The sequence below is a fragment of the Chitinophaga niastensis genome (assembly GCF_003014755.1).
Taxonomy (GTDB): domain Bacteria; phylum Bacteroidota; class Bacteroidia; order Chitinophagales; family Chitinophagaceae; genus Chitinophaga; species Chitinophaga niastensis.
The window spans coordinates 40,063-63,468 of sequence record NZ_PYAW01000002.1 but is presented as its reverse complement, the minus strand read 5'-3'; the positions used below and the strand labels follow the sequence as shown (position 1 = coordinate 63,468).

General features: G+C 43.3%; 17 protein-coding genes. 6 read left to right on the top strand and 11 right to left on the bottom strand.

Annotation, left to right across the window (positions count from 1 at the left end):
* Window positions 1-26: 26 nt before the first annotated feature.
* The 5 genes from CLV51_RS08780 to CLV51_RS08760 all read right to left on the bottom strand — a co-directional run bounded on the left by CLV51_RS08780 (window position 27) and on the right by CLV51_RS08760 (window position 7,802).
* Complete coding sequence (locus CLV51_RS08780) at window positions 27-1,478, bottom strand: RagB/SusD family nutrient uptake outer membrane protein (RefSeq protein ID WP_106527680.1); 1,452 nt, start codon at window positions 1,476-1,478, stop codon at window positions 27-29.
* An 18-nt stretch (window positions 1,479-1,496) separates the two neighbouring features.
* Window positions 1,497-5,072, bottom strand: a complete 3,576-nt coding sequence (locus CLV51_RS08775; RefSeq protein WP_106527679.1) for a SusC/RagA family TonB-linked outer membrane protein — start codon at window positions 5,070-5,072, stop codon at window positions 1,497-1,499.
* 144 nt (window positions 5,073-5,216) lie between these two features.
* Window positions 5,217-6,269 (bottom strand): FecR family protein, encoded by a 1,053-nt coding sequence (locus CLV51_RS08770; RefSeq protein WP_106527678.1) that lies wholly within the window; start codon window positions 6,267-6,269, stop codon window positions 5,217-5,219.
* A 70-nt stretch (window positions 6,270-6,339) separates the two neighbouring features.
* The gene (locus CLV51_RS08765) at window positions 6,340-6,942 is read right to left on the bottom strand and encodes an RNA polymerase sigma factor (protein ID WP_158266960.1); all 603 of its coding nucleotides are present in this window, start codon (window positions 6,940-6,942) and stop codon (window positions 6,340-6,342) included.
* 233 nt (window positions 6,943-7,175) lie between these two features.
* Window positions 7,176-7,802 carry a hypothetical protein gene (locus CLV51_RS08760; RefSeq protein WP_146151253.1) on the bottom strand — a complete coding sequence of 209 codons (627 nt, stop codon included), beginning with the start codon at window positions 7,800-7,802 and terminating at the stop codon, window positions 7,176-7,178.
* 181 nt (window positions 7,803-7,983) lie between these two features.
* On the opposite strand from CLV51_RS08760, the gene CLV51_RS08755 reads away from it, so the two are divergent.
* Entirely contained in the window at window positions 7,984-9,225 is a 1,242-nt protein-coding gene (locus tag CLV51_RS08755; RefSeq protein WP_106527675.1) for a glycoside hydrolase family 88/105 protein, read from the top strand.
* Between the two features lie 209 nt (window positions 9,226-9,434).
* Here CLV51_RS08755 and CLV51_RS08750 read toward each other — a convergent pair whose 3' ends face one another.
* From CLV51_RS08750 to CLV51_RS08735, 4 genes are all read right to left on the bottom strand, one after another.
* The gene (locus CLV51_RS08750; protein ID WP_106527674.1) at window positions 9,435-10,865 is read right to left on the bottom strand and encodes a SusD/RagB family nutrient-binding outer membrane lipoprotein; all 1,431 of its coding nucleotides are present in this window, start codon (window positions 10,863-10,865) and stop codon (window positions 9,435-9,437) included.
* A gap of 13 nt (window positions 10,866-10,878) precedes the next feature.
* The gene (locus CLV51_RS08745) at window positions 10,879-14,061 is read right to left on the bottom strand and encodes a SusC/RagA family TonB-linked outer membrane protein (protein ID WP_106527673.1); all 3,183 of its coding nucleotides are present in this window, start codon (window positions 14,059-14,061) and stop codon (window positions 10,879-10,881) included.
* Window positions 14,062-14,446: 385 nt separating this feature from the next.
* Window positions 14,447-14,836, bottom strand: coding sequence for a hypothetical protein (locus CLV51_RS08740; RefSeq protein ID WP_106527672.1), 390 nt, complete (start codon window positions 14,834-14,836; stop codon window positions 14,447-14,449).
* Window positions 14,837-15,017: 181 nt separating this feature from the next.
* Window positions 15,018-15,851, bottom strand: coding sequence for an N-acetylmuramoyl-L-alanine amidase (locus CLV51_RS08735; RefSeq protein ID WP_106527671.1), 834 nt, complete (start codon window positions 15,849-15,851; stop codon window positions 15,018-15,020).
* 156 nt (window positions 15,852-16,007) lie between these two features.
* On the opposite strand from CLV51_RS08735, the gene CLV51_RS08730 reads away from it, so the two are divergent.
* Together CLV51_RS08730 and CLV51_RS08725 are read left to right on the top strand one after the other, a co-directional pair.
* Window positions 16,008-16,889, top strand: a complete 882-nt coding sequence (locus tag CLV51_RS08730) for a lysophospholipid acyltransferase family protein (protein WP_106527670.1) — start codon at window positions 16,008-16,010, stop codon at window positions 16,887-16,889.
* Window positions 16,890-16,923: 34 nt separating this feature from the next.
* On the top strand, window positions 16,924-17,949 hold the full coding sequence (locus CLV51_RS08725; protein ID WP_106527669.1) for a fatty acid desaturase family protein: 1,026 nt from the start codon (window positions 16,924-16,926) through the stop codon (window positions 17,947-17,949).
* Here the strand turns inward: CLV51_RS08725 and CLV51_RS08720 are convergent.
* Together CLV51_RS08720 and CLV51_RS08715 are read right to left on the bottom strand one after the other, a co-directional pair.
* Window positions 17,900-18,604: a DJ-1/PfpI family protein gene (locus CLV51_RS08720; RefSeq protein WP_106527668.1), complete on the bottom strand. Its 705-nt coding sequence runs from the start codon at window positions 18,602-18,604 to the stop codon at window positions 17,900-17,902. The genes CLV51_RS08725 and CLV51_RS08720 overlap by 50 nt on opposite strands.
* 51 nt (window positions 18,605-18,655) lie before the next feature.
* Window positions 18,656-19,552 (bottom strand): aldo/keto reductase, encoded by an 897-nt coding sequence (locus CLV51_RS08715; protein WP_106527667.1) that lies wholly within the window; start codon window positions 19,550-19,552, stop codon window positions 18,656-18,658.
* Between CLV51_RS08715 and CLV51_RS29065 the strand changes: the two genes are divergently transcribed.
* The 3 genes from CLV51_RS29065 (at window position 19,551) to CLV51_RS08700 (ending at window position 23,405) form a co-directional block, all read left to right on the top strand.
* A complete protein-coding gene (locus CLV51_RS29065) occupies window positions 19,551-19,694 on the top strand; it encodes a hypothetical protein (protein ID WP_158266959.1) in 144 nt (47 codons plus the stop codon). The genes CLV51_RS08715 and CLV51_RS29065 overlap by 2 nt on opposite strands.
* Before the next feature lie 1,772 nt (window positions 19,695-21,466).
* Window positions 21,467-22,420, top strand: a complete 954-nt coding sequence (locus tag CLV51_RS08705) for an ADP-ribosylglycohydrolase family protein (RefSeq protein WP_106527665.1) — start codon at window positions 21,467-21,469, stop codon at window positions 22,418-22,420.
* 154 nt (window positions 22,421-22,574) lie between these two features.
* On the top strand, window positions 22,575-23,405 hold the full coding sequence (locus CLV51_RS08700) for a DUF6515 family protein (protein ID WP_106527664.1): 831 nt from the start codon (window positions 22,575-22,577) through the stop codon (window positions 23,403-23,405).
* Window position 23,406: the final 1 nt, after the last annotated feature.

Sequence of the window (23,406 nt, the reverse complement as noted above, 5' to 3'; positions counted from 1 at the left end):
ATAAATATTTTTCAGAAAGAAGATGATCAGGGATTATCCACCATTCCCGGATTTAAAAGCAAAATTTTAGGAGGAATTTTCATCGTTAAGCGGGCTTTCGGCATAGTAAAAGTGGCCGATCCCAGTGTATGCGTATACGTTATATTCTTAAATAACGGGTCTGTAGAAAGACGGCGCATATCAAACCAGCGCTGGCCGGTGCAGGCAAACTCACGCAGGCGTTCATCTATCACAAACCGGATCAGATCATCCTGTGTAGTGGCGCTCACACCGGCTTTTGCCACCGGCATGCGTGCGCTGCGCAAAGTAATAAGGTCGGCGGTAGCTCCCGCCAGATCACCGGTACGGGCTTTACATTCTGCCAGCATCAGGTATAAACCGGGGAGATTAGGCCCATAGTTTACTCCAAATGGGGAGTTATGTAACTGGTAAGGCAATTTTGTAGCGCCTGTAAAATAGTCTGCCCCATAAAAGAAATTCAACCGCAGATCAGCAGGGTCGAACTTCGCCAATGTAGCAGGGCTAACCATACCTGCATTGCTAAAAATGAAATTCAGCAAAGACACTTGTTTCAGGTAAATATTCTCCTCATTATCAAATTGAAGAGGCATGTTAAATGCACCAAAACTGGGCATAAACGGCGATGTCCAGGTTGGCATCAACTGGTTATAATCATACAGGTGTACAGGCACTGCACTATTTGCCAATGCAGCCTTGGATTGCTGTAGCACAGGGAGCGCCAGGTCGTATTTTCCCATAGTTAAATACACCTGTCCCAGAATATAGTATCCTGCAGATTTACCCATACGCAGGCGCATAGGCGTTACTTCCGGCAGATCAGGAATAGCTGCAGTGAGCTCATTCACTATATAGCTGTATACCTCCTGTACGCTGGCCCTTTTAAATCCTGAAGCCAATGCATTGGCTTCGGTTACCAACGGCACACCAGGATCGGTGGCCGCAGTAGCCGGATCATATGGTTTTGCAAAATAGTTCAGCAGCATAAAGTGCATCAAAGCACGGCCTACCCTCGCTTCTGCCTGCAGCTGTTTCTTCTTCTGTATATTACCATCCGTTACCTGCATCACATTGTTAGCAACCAGGTTATAGGTATAATTCTGTCCGTAAAAAGCACCCCACACAATAGCATCTTCATCCGGCTGGTAAATATTATCCTTCCAGGTATAGCTGTTTATATAAGAGGGTCCGAGCTGAGATAAATACAACGAATCACTGATCATATCATCCCCCATCATCACATTCATATCTGTACCGCCCTTTATAGAGGAGCTTCCATCAGCATATTGCGTAACATCACTATAATTAATCAACGTTACACTATTCAGTAACCCATTATATTGATCCAGGGTATGCGGTGTATCTTTTCCTTTAGGGACTATATCCAGAAATTTGGTACAGGCACCTGCCATCATACAACCCGCAGTGATGGCTATATATATCAGTCGTTTATTAATCATGCTGATTTGTTTTAAAAATTACTTAAACCTAACGTTAACGCCTACTGTAAAAAATGGTTTCATCGCTGCACTACGTGTTCCGTACATCAGGTTGAAATATTCCGGATCTATACCATCTTTATTCATCTTCCATAACATCACATTATTTAACTGGGTATAAATGCGGCAACTCTCCATCCAGGCACGGTCTACAATCCGCGATGGCAGGTTATAGGCGAGGGTGAGATCGCGTAGCTTCATGTAATCCGCGCGTACGATGTTAATATCTGCCTGTTTGTATAAGTCGGTGGAACGGCGGGATATATTATCTGAAGACAGCGGTACATAAGATGGTATATTGGTTTTGGTTTCATCTCCCGGCTGTTTCCAACGGTCTTCAAATGAAACCGGGATATTTCCTGTGAGCCTGCCGGAATAGAAGGTATTCACATCTCTGCGCATCTGATAACCCAGGTTGTAAATAACGAGGAAAGACAAATCAAAATTCCTATACCGGAAAGTGTTGGTAATACCACCATACCATTGAGGCTGGGATATACCTGCATAATTAAGGTCAGCTGCTACAATACCAGATGTATTTTTCACCAGCTTTCCATCCGCAGTAGTAACCTGTGGATCGCCCATACCATCCAGTCCGGCCCATTTGTAAGCAAAGAAACTATATGCGGGATAGCCTTCTACAAATCCTACATTGACTTTATCAGATGATGTAAGCGCACTTGTTCTTTTTAATTGTAATACCTTGTTCTTATTATAACCCAGGGTAAATAATGTATTCCAGGAAAAGCGCCCGTGATCTATGTTACGGCTGTTGATCTGAATATCTATTCCTTTATTTATCATATCGCCCAGATTGGCATAACCATAGTACCAGCCGGCGGTCCTGTCCAGTGGCTGGGAACCAAGCAGGTCTACTGTTTTTTTCTGGTATACATCTATAGCACCACTGATACGGCTTTTAAACAGATCAAAATCAATACCTGCATTCACCATTTTGGTGCGCTCCCAGGAAAGCATTTTATTGCCAGGTAACAATGGCCGGTAACCTATACCCATACCATTGAATAACGGGCTGCTTTCTGCCAGCACAATATCCATTGTACTACCGGAACCGGGCTGGGGAGAATTTCCACCAAGACCATAGGTAAGACGCAGATTCAGGCGGTTAACAGGCTTCACATCAAAGAACGCTTCATTGCTAATGAGCCAGCCCGCTCCTACAGACCAGATGGGCTTGTATTGCTGGCTTTTTTCAGTACCAAAAAGGTTTGATTGGTCCATGCGGATACTACCATTCAGATTATATCGCTGTTTATAAGTGTAGGCACCATTGGCATACATAGAAAAAAACCGCGTTTCTATTTCGTTTATTATTACCGGAGAACTGGATAACGTACTTTTTGTTGCACTGTTATTACCAATTACCGGTTTTGTTACGCCGGCCACCTGCAATGTTTTTTCATCATATACATTATAGGTTTGTGTCTGAAAATCAAATCCACGGCGTAAAGAGCGGAATAGCCTGGTTCTGTCGCCACGCACTTCTGTACCTGCCAGTAAAGTGAGCTGGTGATCCTGTTTAAAAACATTATCATACATCAGCTGGTTACGTACTGTCCAGGCGATATTCTGCGAATTGGAAGACTGATATTGACCACCGGTTTCCGGTAGGTAATATGTTGGTTTACCGCCGGGAGTAATAGCTGCCTGCGTAAAATGTACCAGTTCATAACGCGTTTGGTATGACTGCTGATCATAAAACGTATAGGCGTTATTGTTAATTTGCTGATATTGAAAACGCCCATCGTAGGTCAGTCCTTTTAATAATTTTATATTGAGTCCGGTATTTACCCTTACAGCACCTGTAGTAGCTTCATTCTTACTGGTATAGCCACTTTCCTTTAAAGGATAATAGTCGAGATTCAGACCACTTTTCTGTTCTGCTGCCTGTCTGTATGGTTTATACATCATCAGGTCAGCCTGTGACAAAGGATTTCCACCTGCATCAGCCAGCATTGCATAAGGTAAATAGGTATTAAGATCCGGAAGAGAAGGAATCTGGAAAGTATCTCTTTTTTGTTGAGATACGTTAACAGTAATATCTGCTTTTACATTTTTGCTGAAGATGAAATCCTGGCGGAGATTCAGCATATAACGATTCAATGATGCTTTGCTATTATTCTCCTGATTGGTATAGGCTATTGAGCCATAATAGGAATGAAACTGGCTGCCACCGGTAAATGACAAGCTATGATTGGTCAGCAATGCAGGTTGCTGTAAGTACTGATATATCTGACCCCGGTTATTGAGCGATGCGAGGGAATCCAGGCGGGTATTGGCTGTAGCCTGATTAATGATACCATTGTTTAAGTCATACAACACCTGTTCATGCGGATATACTTTAGGATCAGAATTAATCGGTCCTGGTGCTGTCACTGTTTTCCATGGATATGCGGCAGGATTAAATACTTCTTTGGCAGCATTAATAAATTGCGGCGAATTCATTTTATGCTGATAGCTGTAATCCGGTAATCCTTTAAAAGATACAAAACCATCATAGTTCACTTTTATACGACGGGGTTGTGTTTTGCCCATTTTGGTAGTAATCACTACTACACCGTTAGCCGCATTGGCGCCCCAAATAGAGGCAGCGGTAGCATCTTTCAGAAATGTAATACTTTCAACATCATTGGGGTTAACAAAGCTGGCAATATAATCGTTAGACATCGGTACATTATCCACTACAAACAGTGGCTGCCGGCTGGCATTCACACTGGAAACGCCCCGGATCAGAAATTTATCCGCGCCGGCACTATTGTTCACCGCAAAGCCTGGTACCAGGCCTTCCAGGCGATCTACCACATTCATGCTACCGGATTTATGCTGTATCTGTGCACCATCTACTTTTGTAAAAGATCCGGCACTCCTTTCTTTGGCGATGGTCTGATAACCGGTTACCACCACCTGTTGCAGCAAGGAAATATTAGGAGATAATATAATCTCTATATAAGTCTGCTCACCAACGGTAAATGTTTTCGACATGAACCCCATGCAACTGATAAGCAATACAGGATTGTCTTCTGTAACTGCCAGGGTAAACTCACCATTTGCATTGGTGTTGCAGCCCGCCTGCAAATTTTTCAACATTACATTTACGCCGGGTACAGGATTGTGGGCTTCATCAAAAATTTTCCCTTTGATGATCCTGTCTTTTTTTTGCGGGGCCTGTTTCAGGCCGATTACAATCAAATTATTTGTGGTACTGCTAAAATCCAGTCCGGTACCGTGTAATACCTGTTTCAGTATGTCCGTTACCGTTACATGATCAACGTCAACGGTTACACGTTTATCCGATGGAATAATATTGCTGCTATATACAAACCGGACATCGGTTTGCTGCTCAATAGCACTGAATACTTTGGTAAGCGGAACTGTTTTGAGGTGAAGCGATAAACGAGCGTTTTGCGTAAGCGCTACAGCAGAAGCATGAATACTACATGCAAACAAAAAGAGAAAGGCCAGCTTCACAATACGACAAATGATGCTCCTCTCGGGCTGCACAGCATGTGCGTCCCGTGGACTGTTTTTTTTCATACATTTAGTTGGTTGAAGTCTATAATGGGAAACAGGCGCCCGGCAAAAGCCCTGTCTCCTTTACTTTACCTGGGAGCGCACGGGCGTTCCCTTTTTAATTGTTGGTTGTTGGTTGGTCTTGATAAGTTCTACATGATCATTTTTTTACTGGCTGATAAATATTTCATTGTTAATTTTCCTGTAATGAAAGGGCACTGATAATTGCATCGCTTGTAATGCCTGTTCTACTGTTTCTTTTTCAAAGATGGCGGTGTATTTATATTTATTGGCAATGCTGGTGTCTACAGTAATTTTAACGCCGTACCATCTTTCCATTTCAATGGCGGCAACACCCAGCGGTATATCATTCAGCACCAGGCGGTTGCGGGTCCAGGAAGTTTCCAGAGCAACGCTGTCCCGTGGATTTATGGTCAATGTTCCAATGGTGGCTACCGCCGGAAGTGATTTACTGGCATGTATTTCAGGCAGGACCAACTTTTGTGCAGGGGCCAGCATGATCTTTCTGCTGTGTGCTCCCTTAATGGTTACCTCTACCTTACCCCGTATCAAAGCGGTTTCTACTGATTTATCCTGCGGATAGGCCTTCACATTAAAGGCGGTGCCCAACACGCGTATATCCATACGGGTAGTGTGTACAATAAATGGTTTGGTGGCAGCCCCTGCTACATCAAAAAATGCTTCTCCGCTCAATGTTATTTCACGGGTACCTTTATTAAAATCATTTGCTACCGTGATATGGCTGTTGGCATTCAGCATTACGCTGGTGCCATCCGGTAGCTGAAAGGATTTTCGTTCGCCGGCAAGGCTGCTATAATCAGCATGTGGTGTACGCTTTGTAAATTGATACACGCTATATCCAGCCAGGCTGATTAACAGGGCTATGAGCGCTGCACGGGCCAGGAAGCGACGGATTGGTAAATGGCGTGTACCTATCGCGGTAACTTCCTCTCCCTGCAGATGTTGTTGAAAAGTTTGTTCAAATTTTTGCCGCTGCTGCAAAAAGCCGGTAGCGGTAATATTTCCATTCAGGATATAATACAATTCCTTTGCTTCTTTCACTGCCGGCTTCTTTGCAGGATGTTCCTTTATCCAGGCTTCCCAAAATGCCACTGCACGCGCATCCGTACCGGCACAATAGCGGCAGAAGGATGACTCCTGTAAAAAATCTTCCATGTTGTAATCCTGAAAAGCAGGCATAAAAAAGCTGGTCTTTCAATTATAGAGAAAGCAGGTGTTGGCTTTTACTACCGTAAATCAAAAAAAATTTTCATTGCATGGTCAACATTAATAATACAAGCAGCGGAATGCTATACAGAGCGGAGTTTTCATCTCCCTCCACCTGTAATTCCGTCCGTAAAATTTTTATGGCATCATGGATGCTGTTATAGGCGGTGCGCTTGGTTATATTACAAATAGTAGCTATTTCGTCATACCCTTTATCTTCAAAATAACGTAAGCGCAGTAGTTCCAGCTGCCGGGGGGCGAGTTGCGTCAAAGCCTTTTCCAGTCGTTGTTTTAATGCCTTATCAGATTGTGCAGAGATTAATAATTGTTCGTAAGCCATTTCTGTTTGCTCCCGTGAAGCTTCAAATACATGATGGCGTAATTCCCGGCGGCGATCAGCTTTTATTTCGGCCATCAATTTCCGGCGGATACAAGTGAGCAGGTAAGCCCGTACATTTTCCACTTCCGGCAAGCTGCCTCTCTTATCCCATAGCTCAATCAATACCTGTGTAATGCATTCGGCAGCCCGTTCCCGGCTGCCCGTCAGTTTTACCCCATAGTTAAACAGCCCGATGTAATGCTCATCATATAATAGCAGCATTGCGGCCTGATCACCCGCCCGCAGCATTAACCACGCATCCTCCATATGTAACCCTTCAGAAAGCATTAGCATCAAAAATAAGGAAAGGAATCACTATTTGGCCACCTGCATCAAAATATCTGAGGAGAAGTTAAATGGTAAGCCGCACAAATTATCATCATATGAAAATTGTCCGGTTCAATCTGTAGGACATAGCTGCTATTTAACCCAAAGCTGGTATTGCCAGACTGGAACGGCTCAGAGGGGAAGTGGTATATTTGCGTGTTTATCTGCTATTATCAGCAGGGTATAAAGTTAACGATGCGTACCAGCTTACCGTTTTCAAAGTATAGCTGAACACTGCTGGCGCTCTCCAGGCTATCGGAATCACGCAGGGTAAGCATATCTGTTTTCCCTTCGTTTTCCGCCTGTCTTACGGCTTTAGGGAACAACTTCTTCATATCTTCCCAGGTAGTGTTGCGGTTAAATGTAATTTTATCACAGGTAACAAAGTGGTCTGCTGTTAATATAAATTCTTCACAGGCAATGGAGTCTTTACACAATTCGAAAGTAGAACCATCTTTATAAAAATAACTGAAGTCTTCATCAAACTGTGATCCGCAGATATCTTCATTTTCAGTTGACCTTACGCTATCTGCTACACCCAGCGCTGTTTCAAAACGTTGTCTGTTGGTAAACAGCGGTACTTTATTATTGATCAGTGCTTGTGAAAAATGGAATACCTCTATCTGGTCCCACGCAATATCATGGTGAGGCTCCGGCAGAGAATCGTCTTCCTCTGTTAATGGTTTTACTTTTTCTGAGGGCGCAGCCACGGCTACGTTTTCCTGTTCTGCAGGTAAGGATTTGTTTTGATGGCAGGCTGTGAGCGCCACCATTACTAACAAGAATAAAACTCTATGCATGATATGTAGCTTCTTCGTACACCCCATACCGTATGGCTTCCAAGGGTGGCACTAAATTAAAACTTTCCGTCAAAACTAAATACATAATTAAAATAATTTATATAAATAGTCAATTAAAATTTATGCAATCGTTTGCACAAATGAAAAAAGCAGATTATATTGTTTCTATAAATCCACGGATATGAAAAAGCTAATATTACTATGCCTGGGACTAGCCATGGTCCGCCTCGGCATTGCACAGGACAACTCAGCAGATGCCGCTGTTGTAAAAAGAGTGGCAGATTATGTAGTAGCACATGCTGCTTTTAAATTTACAGGAGATAACAACCAAACATTTAACTCCAGCAAAGAGATCCCGGCAGGTGTGCAGGCTAAAATATCCGACCACCTGAGCGAATGGCATTATCCCAATGGCGTATTAAACGTAGCCATGGTAGATCTGGGGAATTATCTGAAAGACGGGAAATACACCAACTTTGCCAAACAGCACATTGCCTTTGCTTTTGACAACTACCCCTACTTTGAAGCCCTGAGTAAAAATGGTACCAAATACAAAGGCTTTCCTTTTAATCAGCTAATCAACACCAAAGTACTGGACGACTGCGGCTCTATGGGGGCCAGTGTAATCGATGTTTACAACACCCTAAAAAGAGCCGATTACAAAGCCTATATTGATAAGGCGGCCAATCATATCAGTAAGATACAGGAACGCCTTCCTGATGGTACCTTATGCAGACCAGGCCCATACAAATGGACATTATGGGGCGATGACCTGTACATGAGTGTTCCATTCCTGGCCCGCATGGGCAAATTGTCTGGCGACAATAAATATTTTGATGATGCCATAGCACAGGTAAAACATTTTACACATTACCTCTGGGACGAAAAAGCAGACCTCTACGTACACTACTATTATGAAGATTTAAAAAGACAGGGCGTAGCACACTGGGGCCGCGCCAACGGCTGGATCATGCTGGCCAAAGTGCAACTGTTGAATAATTTACCGGCCAATCATCCAGGCAGAAATGAAGTAATTGCCGACCTAACCCAACAAATACTCGGCGTTGCCAAATATCAGGCAGCCAGCGGCCTGTTTCACCAGGTACTTGATCGCACCGATTCTTACACAGAAACATCCTGCACCGCCATGTTTGTATATTCCATCGCCCGCGCCGTAAATGAAGGCTGGCTGGATAAGCGCTACATCACCATCGCAGAACGCGGCTGGGAAGGATTAGTGAAAGAAAAAATTCAGGACGACGGACAACTGAAAGATGTTTGTATCGGCACTAACACTTCTGCAGATTTATCTTTTTATTATAACCGCCCAACAGCGTTGAATGACTTTCACGGGCTGGGACCTGTGATAGAAGCAGGAATTGAGATCATGCGGTATCATGCAAATAATCTTCCGAAGAAATAATTATACTCAACGTTAGTGCGAAATTGTCTTTCTCCCGATTAGGCTGATTATACTGATTACCTGATTTTATTTTTTTTGATTTAAAAAGATTAGCGAAGATCAAAGCGGATATAACCTCTTCGATCTTCGCTAATCTTTTTAAATCTTTCTTAATCAGTATAATAAAATCAGGTAATCAGTATAATCAGCCTAATCGGGAGAAAGACAATTTAATACACATCAAACCACACCTTTGTAGTCAGCAAATCCGGTCCCTGATTGGCTACAGCTGCTTTATAATTAGTTCCGTTCAAGGCCTGTTCGCTGGAAGGATAAGGTAAACGCACCGGCATTTTGCCGTTTAACACACCAGTGTAAGCAGGCTTCAACTGTGGATAATCCAGTCTTCTCCATTCTGCAAATGCTTCCAATCCTTCACCAAAGAGGGCCAGCCATTTCTGCTCACCAATAGATTTTTTGTAGTTAGTAACATCATATGCAACAGCAGGCTGCGCAAGGTAGGCATCTACTACCAGGCCCACAACACCGTATTGCTTGAAAGAAGCCGTGATAGCCTGTTTATATAAACCAGCCGCATCACCGCTGATCAGGTTACGCTGCGCTGCTTCAGACAGGATAAACAATTGCTCTGCATAGGTAAATAAATAAGCAGGCGCCTGTGTAGCAGTGAAAACAGTGCCGGCATCAGCTGTTTTGGTAAAACCCAGCCTGGATGCAGAATCCGGGGTTAAACCATTGGTAACGCCGATAATAATATTAGTATCTTTTGGTTGCGCTGCGTATATGCTTAACCGTGGGTCGTTCAATGCCTTCAGCTTATCTACAATTGTTTTGCTGATACGGTAATCATTACGCGTTTCGCGATTTCTTCCTACCGGATTCTGATTAGGGGAAGACTGATAAAGCAGTTTTACATCACCATCATTGGCGGTTAATAAAACATTCCCTTCAGCAGCCACGTCATCAAATACAGCTTTGGCTGCAGCGTAATCACGGTCTGCTATACGCAATGCGATGCGCAGGCGCAGGCCATTGGCAAATTTTTTCCAGTTGCGCATGTTACCATTCAGCAAAGGATCCCCCTGGATACCATTATCTGTTTCGCTGATCAGTTTTACGGCTCCTTTTAATTCTGTCAGTATACCGTTATAAACTACACGCTGACTATCATATTTAGGTGTGAGGTATTTTTCGATATTAGCAGATTGTGTGTAAGGCACATCACCATACAGATCCGTGAGCACCTGGAAAATCCAGGAACGCATGATAACCGCTACTGCTTTATAGTTAGGGTTATGCAAACTGTCGCCCAGCTGCGCCAGGGTTGTAAAATCCTCTACTCCCTGTGCATAAAAATTACTCCATACATTTTGTATGTTGGTAGCTGCCGGAATGTAACGGTCAGGATCAGGATACTGGATTTTAGCCCAGTACTGTACATACAGGATAGAAGTTTCCATACTGGCATCCGGTCCCCAATATGTATCCACATTGGATTTGATGCCATTGGTCAACAAATAATCCGGTTGTATCGTGGTTGGTTCATTGGGATTTTTATTTACGCGCTCCAGGTCTTTCTGGCAACCTGCCAGCAGTGCGGTGGTAAATAATATATAGAAAGGTATCAGCAACTTTTTCATGTCCGGTCAATAATTAAAATGAAACATTCAGGTTAAAGCCATAGCTGCGCGTAGTAGGTATCTGGAGGGTTTCCAGTCCCTGGCCGTTACCGGTATTGAACGCAGTTTCAGGATCTATATTCGGCGTATTCTTATGCAGATAACCCAGGTTTCTGGCTACCAGTGCAATGTTCACGGCTTGTAATTTCCATTTACTGATGAGAGATTTAGGCAATGTATAACCCAGTTTTATTTCACGCAGTTTGACGAAAGAAGCGTCGTATACGGCACTTTCATTCAGGTTGCTGCTATACACAGCCTTGTAATAGTTTTGCGCTGAAATAACAGTCGTGTTCTTTTTACCGTCTGCAGTGTAGCCGTCAAAGATCATCCCGTCATGTTTTGCGGGTGCGCCGTTAGGTGCAGTAGCGTTGTTATCAGGCAACTGTACATTTTTAGTACCGTCGTTGTAATAAGGTAAGCCACCGTGTTCTGCATCACGACCAGGCATAGTAGCCGCCAATACGCCGGTACCCATACCCGTTGCATTGGTACCAGACCAGATGGAACCACCTTGTTTGGTATCTATCAGGAAGCTCACGTTAAAGCCTTTGAAGGAGAAGTTGTTGTTGATACCGCCTGTCCATTTGGGTGTGTAATAACCCAATACTTTTTTATTAGGATCGATGCCAGGTGTACCGTCTGCATTCACTACAATTCTGTTCTGATCATCACGCAGATAAGCTTTACCATATAAAGCACCATACTGTTTCCCCTTGCTGGCAAGCACCTGGATATTACCGGAACTGCCGAGTACATAATCATTCAAAAAGCCTTCTTTATCCAGCTCTATTACTTTACTAACATTACGTGCATAGTTGATATTTACATCCCAACGAAATCCTGAGCGTGTAGTCACAGGCGTTAGTCCCAGCATTACTTCTATTCCATGATTATTGATCTCACCTGCATTCAGCAGTTTCTTCAGATAACCGGTAGTAGGACTTACATCTGCCAGTAAGATCTGGTTGCGGCTATTGGAGTTATAGTAGGTAACATCCAGTCTGGCGCGGTTATCAAAGAACCCTGCTTCCACACCTACCTCTGTAGAAGTAGTGATTTCCGGTTTCAGATCTTTCTTCAAAAACTTATCTGATACAGTCAGCTGTGGCAGTGCTCCAAACGGTTGGTTAAACGGATAGGTATTTACGAGCTGATATGGATCAGTATCTTTACCTACCTGCGCCCAGCCACCACGTACTTTCAGCAGGGTGATTGTTTTGCTTTGAATATGCAATGCTTCTGACAGCACCAAACTTCCATTTACAGAAGGATAGAAATAAGAGTTGCTACCAGCGGGCAATGTAGACGACCAATCGTTGCGTGCAGTTAAGTTCACAAAAGCATAATTACGGAAGCCCACTTGTGCAGAAGCAAATCCGCTATATACTTTTTGTTTGGTGAGTAAACTGGTAGAGATGAGCGGATCGCGCGAGTTATTCAGCGTGTATACATCTCTCACGGCCAGTTTAGGCGCCTGCTGATAATTTTGTTCAAACTGATTGGTGCGTAAATTTCCACCTATCAAGGCATCCAGGCTAAAATCGCTACCCAGTTTCTTCTTTGCATTGAGGGTGAATTCACCATTTGTTTCGCCTACGGTGTAAGCATCTTCAGTATAAGAACCAAAAGGAGTACCGTTGGTGTAGTAAGCCACTTTATATTTACGTCTGTCCTGGTAGTAATCCGTCCCTATACGCAGATTGGCGGAAAGCCAGTCCAGCACCTGGTAAGAGAGTCTTGCATTACCGAGGAAACGGTTACGCAGCATGCCTACGGTATTTTCATTCTGTATCCAGTAAGGGTTGCTATAGTAGCTATGGTTCCAGTTATAATCTGTTCCGTCTGCATTTTTATAATTCTTCAGCTGGCTTACATCTACCTGACGGCCAAACCAGATGAACTGCAGGGTAACGCTGTTACCACGTCTGCCATCAACACCTGGCAGGTTATCTGCCGCACTGCGCACGTAATCCGCATAGGTACTGAGCGTAAGCTTTGGTGTGATACGAAAAGTATTGCTGGCAGTAAATGTATTACGGGTAATACCTGTATTAGGTAAGATACCTGCCTGTTTGGTATTATTATAAGAGAAACGATAATCGAGTTTTTCGTTGGTACCGCCTACAGATAAACCATTATTCAGCGTATAGCCAGTCACGTAAAAATCTTTCACGTTATTGGGATGCGCTACAAATGGTGCCAGCTGGCCGTTTGAGAAGAACTGTGGAATGAGCCTGCCGTCCAGTTTCGGACCCCAGCTTTCATCTACACCATCATTAATACCACCGCCTTTACCATCTTTATAGGAGAATTGTCCGCCGTTTCCTTGTCCGTATGAATTCTGAAAATCCGGCAGGATCAATAATTTATCGAAAGTAGCACCGGAAGTAACGGTAACGCCTATACCGCCGTTGGTATCTTTTCCTGTTTTTGTTTTGATGAGAATAACACCGTTAGAAGCACGGGAACCGTACAACGCTGCAGCATTAGGGCCTTTCAGTACACTGATGGAAGCCACATCATCAGGATTGATATCAGAGATGGCATTTGCAAAATCGCGGCCGGTGCCTATACCGAGTTGACTGTTATCTACCGGTACACCATCCAATACAAATAATGGCTGGTTATTACCGGCAATAGAAGTTTCTCCACGAATAACGATGCGGGAAGACCCAAGATTACCCTGACTGTTGGTAACCTGCACCCCTGCTATCTTTCCGGACAATGCATTTACGAGGTTGGTTTCTTTTGCTTCAGAAAAATCTTTTGATTTCAATTCCTGCATAGCATATCCAAGTGATTTTTTTTCACGGGAGATGCCCAGTGCAGTTACCACCACTTCCTGCAGTTTGCTATCACTATTTTCGAGCGAAACATTGATAATGCGATTATTGCTAACTACTACAAATGCTGTCTGGAAGCCAAGAAAAGAGAATTGCAGCGTATCGCGCAGATTTGCGTTGATCGTATATTTTCCATCCGCATCAGATTGTGTGCCGTGTCCGGTTCCCTTCACCTGTATGATAGCGCCAGGCACCCGCTGTGCATCTGTACGGGAGGTCACCACCCCATTCACGCGTATTTCCTGGGCAATACTTTGCTGCAGCCACAATAAGCCGGGCAGCAGGCATAAGAGCCTTTTTGCGTATTTCATGTTTCGTTGTTAGTTTATTTGTTGATATAGGTCATGCCGGGAATCGCTATTCCGTTACACCTTATTTTGGTTTGGCATTGCATGGTTGTAGTGGTGTACAATTTGTGACGTCGGGGGCAAAAATAATACACAATTATTAATCTACAAAATTTATAGACTAAATAGAATTGTTGGGTATAATGAAAGAGAGGACGGGATGGGCAGAAAATTTATAGGCTACTGATATATTGGCCCTACGGGCCAGATGATAGATGATTAAGGAAATATGTCAGGAAATACGTTACACTGCCCATTGGGCTTGTATATCGTTTCCCCCTGGTGCTGGCCGGGGGGAAAACGATATAATAAAAAAAACGCCCTTGGCAGATCGCCTTTTAGCGACGCATTATTTATCCAGCAATTTTTTCAGCGCTGCTTTGCAGGATTCAATATTTTCCCATATAAGTCTGTCCTGGCAAACAGTTCCCTTGTACTTAATGGTGACTTTTGCTTTCCTGAGCACTACCTGGTAATACTCGGGTGCATCGGGTGAATTTTCCCAGGTGGTTTTGCCACCTTCTTCGATGCCGCCGGCCAGTTTATCTTCAATAACATCAAAGACCTTTTTATGCATGTTATCAGGAAAATCATAGCTGACTTCTGTTTTAACGAGGCAGGTAGAATCAGTTACAGGTAAGATAACGGGGCGGTTGGCGGCAACAGTTTGTTGGGAAATGAACAGCAACAGGCAGCAGGCTGCCGATAGCAGAAACGGGAATTGGTGTGTACGCTTCATGGTAAGAGAAATTATGGCAACATTGGAGAATAGGTATATAACAAGTCCGAAAAGTGATCGCTTAAATTTTGGTTTTCTATCTGTCTAACTCATTATTAAAATAACATATTTATCTCACACCACAAAATAAACTATGTGATCACGTAGGGGTAAAAGTAAAGTTGCGTGTCTTCCTAACAGGTCATTGATATTGCTGCTGCAAATTGAACAGTACTTTTTTATCGGCATCTGTCATACCGGTGAGGGAATCCTGCGGAATAAAATGGCGTTTAAAAGCTTCCATAGCGGCTGTGCTGTCTTTGATATCATAACCAATGATACGGAGCGCCAACAGTTTGTTAAACGATTCGGGAACAGTAGTGGCAGTGGTGTCGGTATACCAAAGCCCAAACCCTTTCTGTGCCAGCTGATGCCATGGAAAAAAGGCGCTGGGATCTACCTTTCTGCCGGGAGCTATGTCGCCATGACCAATGAAATTGGCCGCAGGTATATTATACCGATGCTGCAGGGTATCCAGTAAAACAAGGAGGCTATTGATCTGTGTACTATCAAAAGGTTCATGGCCGTTGTTGTCCAGCTCAATACCAATGGAAGAAGAATTAATATCTGTGAGACTGCCCCATTTGGCAGCTCCACCGTGCCAGGCACGGAGATAGTCATTGAGCATATGATGAATAGCGCCATTGCGGCATATCACATAATGCGCGCTTACCTGGGTTTTCTCCATGGTAAACGTTTTAAGCGTTTGTTCACATGAATTCTGAGCGGTATGATGAATAATTACCAGGTTGGGTTTACGCATGTTGAAATTAACCGTACCCACCCATTCGGCGGGGATTGCGCCATTTGCACCGGACAATATACCGGGTTGCTGACGCAACACTTTTGCATAGGACTTAGCTTCCTGCCGGTACACCTTATTCGTGCTGGCATAGGGATTACGCGCGCAATAGGTGCAGCCGCAAATCATTGCCAGCAGGCAGTAAAATCTTATAAAAAGCGGATTGGTCTTCATGGACAGCTGTTAAAGTTTACACAAGACTACCAGATAAAGATACTAAATGAACCGATCCCTCGTTTTTTTCATAATAGATGCTATGAAAAGTGTTCATTAAGGCATATATTTACGTTTTCAATAATACTTTTCGAAGTATCAAAAACCTGTGCCACATTGTCTGCAATTGCCTACTATTTACTGTTACCACTGATATACGCGCTCTCGTTATTACCTTTTCGCGTGTTGTATTTAGTATCTGATGCAGTATATGTGCTTTTATATTATGTGATGGGCTACCGTAAAAAAGTAGTGCTTCAAAATCTCCGGAATTCTTTCCCTGACAAAAGTGAAGCAGAAATCCAGCGTATCTGCAAGGATTTTTATCATTATCTGTGTGATCTTTTTCTGGAAACTTTCAAAACGCTCACCATCAGCAAAAGCGCTATGGTAAAGCATTGCAGTTTTACGCCAGCAACAGTGGCCTTGTTTAACAAGCTCGAAGAAGAAAAAAAGAGCGCGGTACTGGTAATGGGGCACAAAGGCAACTGGGAATGGGCGGGTAATACCTTCAGCATTTTATGTCGCCAACAATTATATGTGATCTATCATCCGTTGGCTAACAAACATTTTAACGGTCTGATGTACGGCATGCGTACCCGCTTTGGCACCAAACTGATTGCCATGCAGGACACATTCCGCGACATGGTACAAAACCGGAACGAAGTAAATGCCACCGCATTTATTGCTGACCAGGCACCGCAGCCTAAAACAGCACAGTGGCTTACCTTTTTAAACCAGGAGACGCCGGTTTTTAAGGGAACTGAAAAAATAGCACAGAAAATGAACTACCCGGTAGTATATGTGACAGTGCAACGTGAAAAAAGAGGGTATTATACTGTAGTGGCAGAAATGCTGACCGCTACACCGTCAGGTGAAAAAGACGGAGCTATCACCATAGCACACACGCGAAAACTGGAAGAAGATATTGTTGCCCAGCCCGCTACCTGGCTGTGGTCACATAAGAGATGGAAACATAAACGTACTGCCCTCATTTAATTAAAAAACAATTTTTCGATCAGATCCTACAACTATGCTGAAAGGTAAAGAACTAATATTGGCTACCAAGCCATATGCTTGCGAAGTGAGAGCGAAAAGCTGGCTGTATACATTGTCTACATTATCCCTGTTGATTTTATCATTAGCAGGCACACTGTTGCTGCCTTATACATTGAATATAATTTGCAGTGTTCTTTCAGGATTACTGATTGTACGGATGTTTGTCATTTATCATGACCATCAGCACCATGCTATTTTACATAAGTCGATTATAGCGGAAATCATCATGACTGTTTTTGGTATTTATGTACTGGCGCCTACCAGCATCTGGAAACGCTCGCATGATTACCACCATAAACATAATTCAAAACTTTTCAGTGCCAGCATCGGCTCATACCCTATTATTACCCGTAAGAAGTATGAAGCGATCACACCTGCTGAAAGACGCAGCTATCTTTTTAGTCGCCACCCTGCCACTATAGCGGCCGGCTATTTATCTATGTTCATGATTGGCATGTGTGTACAGTCGTTCCTGAGCAACCCGCGTAAGCACCTGGATTCCTTGCTGGCGTTAATCATTCACATAGGTGGTAGCGCAGCCATATGTTATTTCCTGGGCTGGCATAGCTGGCTCCTGTTTATTGTTATTCCTTTTACGATTGCCTGTGGTCTGGGCGCTTATCTCTTTTATGCGCAGCACAATTTTCCTGGCGTTACTTTTAATGTGAACAAGGAATGGTGTTATGATAAAGCTGCATTGCTTTCTTCCAGCTATATGGTGATGAATCCTGTAATGGCCTGGTTTACCGCCAATATCGGCTACCATCATATCCATCACCTGAATGCCCGCATTCCTTTTTATCGTTTGCCGGAAGTGATGGAACACATTCCTGTACTACAGGGCGCCAAAACAACTACCCTGGGTTTCCGGGATGTACGTGCCTGTTTCCGGCTGAAAGTATGGGAACCTGAACTGAACAGGATGATCAGCTTACGGGAAATTCGTGCTATCAGGGTTGCACCGGCGAGGGTGAAGCCTGATCCTGCAGTAATTGCCTGATAATTTTCTTTCTTGTTTCCAATATATGCTGGGTTAATTCTTTCGTTTTTTGCAGTACCGGTGTACCTGCCGTATGTGGGGAGCCGGCCCGGAAAGGAGGCGCAGGGTCATATTCCAGCTGTAGCTGGATCATTTTGGCCACCTCTTCACCACCAATTAATGCAGTTAATACCAATCCGAAATCAATACCGGCTGTAATACCACCGCCGGTAATGCGGTTACGATCTCTTACCACGCGCTCTTCCACTGTTTCCACACCAAACATTCTTAACAATTCCAGCGATCGCCAGTGTGTAGTAGCCTTAAATCCATGTAATAATCCGGCAGCGGCTAATACCAGTGCGCCGGTACAAACTGAAGTAATATATTTTGCATGAATAGCCTGCTTCCGCAGGAATTGCAAAACGAGTTCATTGGTAAGCAAGGCATTTATACCACGACCACCCGGCACAAAAATAATGTCCAGCTGCGGACAATCTTTTATCGCCATATCGGGTTGCACCATGAGTCCACCTTCCGCCCTGAATGGCAGCGTACTTTCTCCCAGGATGATGACTTCAAAGCAGGATGCCCGGATAAACACATCATAGGGGCCTGTAAAATCAAGGATAGTCAGCTCCGGGAACAGCAACATGCCAATTTTTAATTTCTTCATAAACGGGCTTTTAAATGCGGTACAATAATAACACATATGCCTGCGCTGTGGCTACCGGTGTTCCTCATAGGTGTTTACCGGTAAAGCCTGTTGCAGTTGTTGTATTTCCACCCGTTTTAATACAGGAGCCTGTACAGCTTTGAGCGCGTCTTCCAGCTGAGCCATGGTTCGTATACCAACTATAGCACTGCTAACAGCGGGCTGCTGTAATACAAAGCAGAGGGCTGTTTGCGCCGCATCTCTTTCAGGGCCAGCTAACTTATTTATAGCCGCTGCGGCAGCTGCCACGTCTCCGGCATCGTAATTCAGATAGGGAATAGCAGGCTTATTTACCAGCAATCCTCTGGCTATACTTCCACGTGCCAGTACACCGATATTGTTTTGCTGCAATAGTGAAAAACACGTCTCTTCCGGCCGGCGGTCCAGCAAACTATACTGCATCATCACACTTACTATGTTTGAACGCTGTACATAGGCACGGATAACATTGGGACGGATAGAAGAAATACCATAATACCTTATTTTCCCTTGCTGCTGCAAGGTTTCAAAAGCGGCAATGGTATCATCTATCGGATCATGGATAGTGCCGCCATGTAATTGATAGAGATCTATATAATCTGTCTGCAAACGTTTCAGGCTATCCTCTACTGCCGCAAGTATGTACTTTTTACCGGGGTTCCAATCCCATCCGCTACCATTTTCTTTCCATTGATTACCTACTTTGGTAGCAATGATCACGGATTGTCTTTTCCCCTGCAAAGCGCGGCCAACAGTTATTTCATTTTGCCCGTGTTCATACAAATCTGCCGTATCAAAGAAATTGATGCCGTTGTTAAGCGCATGATGAATGAGCCGGGCATTATCAACATCGTCATTACGGAGCGACATGCAGCCAAAGCCTATTTCACTGATGGAGAGTGTTGATTTTCCGAGTAGGTGATATTGCATGATCAAGGGATTTATTGATAAAGGCAACATTGCCTGGAGGAATGCTTCCGGAGATAGCACTACTAACAAAGGTATCTCCAAATCTTTCAATTTCTCCTCCTCCGGAGATAAAATAATATGGCCTGAAACAATGGGGCCATAAGGTATTGGGCCGCTTCGACAAGCAGCCCCGCTAAATCAACATTATTCGTCCACCTTAAATCATATCGTATATATAGCAGCAGGTTACCTCTGTCACACAGGTAAACCTGCCCATTATTTTCTTTGAATAAGGAGCCGCCTTGAAAAGCAGCTCCGCTAATCTGTTGTTTTGTCATTCTACTTTTCCTAAGTTCTTCCGCTTACAGAAAAAGATTTTAAAATCGGAACCGTTTAAAAAAACGGTTCCTTTCTTTCCCAAGTCAAATTGTACCTATGAAAAAATAACTGCTCTATGTTGAAGACTGTTACTTCAGTCTTGATTTCCTGTATAAAGGGGACTGTCTGGAAAAACGGTCCCTGGATTCTCAATCAACCAGCGTATCAACTGTTTTACCAGTATTTACACCGAGCGATTTAACATATGGCGTTTACAATTTTTATATATAAACAATATGCCTGACTAGTCACGCACATTGGTGTTTTACAATTGGGACCGCTTAGAAAAACGGTCCTTGCATAAAGCTTCCATTGTGTATGTTGCACTCCAAACAGATACTAATATTTTTATTTACACATCGTTTGGTAGAGGGACTACTTAGAAAAGTAATCCCTATTGACTCCATCATTCATACTTGCAACTATTCATTGGTTTAATATTTTTCTAAACCCGGACCGCCTGGAAAAACAGTCCATCTATGTATGTACAATAACCCCATTTATGATATGAGTTAAATGTTAATAATCTTATTTTATAAAACCGGACCGCCTGGAAAAACAGCCCCTTATATGTATTTTCACCCTATTGTGTATGCGCTTTAAATGGTTACTTATCCTGGCTTATATCAGTTTCTCATTTCTGTTATCACACTTTCCTGCCAAGGCAATACCGCCACGAATTACAATAAGGTAACAAACAACGGATGTTCACATGATTACAATATTTCTTCTCTACGGCTATGTGTATAACATGCCGGTGAAATAACAAACAATGAATACGCTCACCGCTACAGTATTCTTCCTTCACAGCTATGCGTGCAGCATACCGGTGAAATAACAAATAATGAATACGTTTATGATTGTAATGCTTCTACAATACGGCTATGCGTGCAGCATGCCAGTGAAATAACAAACAATGAATACAGGTTACTCTCTATACTTTTCTCTATACATTACAGCATCTCCATCCGATGCGTAATAATCATAACGGGCAATAGTGATACAGCTTGCTACAGCAGGTCCAATGCCTTTAATAATTCCTTTGCATGGCTAATTCAGCACAAAGAAGAAGAGTTGATAATGATAGTTCCCTAAAAACGTACATGTTTGAAATTGTCTGTTAAAAAGAAAAGCTTGCATTTGGGTTGGTTTCTTGCTCAATAAATAAATGGAAATAGCGACAGTAAAGTATTTCGACAGATCATAAAAACGGTTGGATAATTCAATCATCTTCTCTGAAAATTAGTTTTAACAAATAATAATTAAGAGAATGACTACTTGAACAACAGATTAGCTACAGCGGCTTGGCATTAACGCTAACGACAGTTTAGTGTTATAATGCAAAGATAACAAACCGTAATATCTGAAACCCGCTTACTATGGCCGTAATGCCAATGAATGAGAATGAACGGATCAAAGTATTAATGAATAAAATGAATATACAAAATTTGAAAAAAATTTGTATGTATCGATGAAAAAAATGATGTCATAATCATCCCAATTCGTATATTCAATATATCTTTTCATACGATCTTTAACGTTAGTCATCCTACACGTATGCAACAACAAATATCAGGTGCTTTTTATGGTATTGCCATCGGCGATGCGCTCGGCGTACCTGTAGAATTCAAGACCAGGCGCTATCTTTCAGAAAATCCTGTTGATCAGCTCACCGGATATGGTTGCTGGAATCAGCCGCCGGGAACATTCTCAGACGATTCTTCCCTTACTTTTTGCACGGCAGAAAGCCTCATAACAGGATACGATATAAATACCATGGCCCATACTTTTGTACAATGGTTCCAACACGGTTACTGGGGCGCTCATAATGAAGTATTTGACATTGGACATACTACCAGGAGAGCACTGCAGAGAGTAGCCACCGGTACCTCCCCATTAGTAACAGGTGGCTTTGAGGAATTTGAAAATGGCAATGGTGCTTTAATGCGCATGATGCCGGTCGCTTTTTTTCTTGCAAAAGAAAACGATATCAACATCCGGTATCACATTATAAAAGAAATTTCCGGCATTACTCATCAGCATTTCCGCTCCGTACTGGCTTGTTTTATTTATGTGGAATACTTACGCATACTGCTGTCTGCAAAAGACCTGCAATTGGCTTACCTGCAAATGCAGCATACTGTAAACGGATATTTAAACACGCATCATTTTAACCCGGCTGAAGTAAAGTATTACGAGCGGGTACTCCGCCATAATATAGCCGCGTTTCCGGAAGTACAGATTAACAGCTCCGGTTATGTAGTACATACTCTTGAAAGCGCTTTCTGGTGTCTGCTCAATACCAGCTCCTACAAAACATGCGCGCTGACAGCCGTAAACCTGGGTGGAGATACCGATACAACCGGTGCTGTAGCTGGCGCTGCGGCTGGATTGCATTATGGTATGGATACCATACCGGCACACTGGATCAATCACGTGGCCAGATCAGCAGAAATAGCGCAGTTAGCTGCCCGCTTTATGGCTGCTATTAATACAACAAGCGCCCAATAAGCCCTCATACAGGAATAGAAAAATTTTTATATCTTAAAAGATTTATCTGCCCGATTTCTCCTCTGCCGTTAAACCTTTGCCCCCATTTACCGTCCAATATCAGGATGAAAAATGAAGCTATTGACATGACGACTACTAGTTAATGCTAAAACAAATGAAAAACAGATTCTATATACTGTTAGTGCTGATTGGCCTGTTAATCACAGCTACAGTAGACAACGCATACGCCCAGAGAGGCGGACACGGAGGTGGAGGTCATTTTGGTGGTGGAGGCGGAAGTCACTTTAGTGGCGGACGAATTTCCGCCCCCCGCGCATCTTCCCCACGTATCAGTAGTTCTCCACGGGTATCAGCACCCGTAAACAGAGGATATTATCATGGTTCGGGCTATTATCGCGGTTCTTATGGCCGGATATATCATGGTGGAGGATTCTTCCACCCATGGCGCAGACCATACTACTACCGGTATAATCCATTTTTTCCACCATTAGGCTTTTATGTATCTACCCTGCCTTTTGGCTACTATTCACTGGGCGCCTCCTTTGGCCCAATGTATTACTATGGAGGTACTTATTATGAATCTACCGGTACTGATAAAGGTTATAAAGTAGTTGATGCCCCAATGGGCGCAGCTGTTCCAAACTTACCGGATGGAGCAACCGAAATACAGGTAGATGGTAATACTTATTACGAACTGAATGGCACCTATTACCAGGAAACAATGACCGACAACGGCCGACGTTATATAGTGGTAGGAAAGAATGGTAAAATTGGTGACAAGACAGTAACAATGCTCAACAATACACCGGATAACAACAATAGCGGAAATGACAATATCATTTCCCAGTTACCGGACAACTGCCGCTCAGTGGAAATCAATGGACAGCAATTATTCTTATCACCGGATGGCATGTACTATCAGGCAGTAAAGAATGCAGATAGCACCACTGGCTATAAAGTGGTAGGTAAGATAAACGATAATTAAC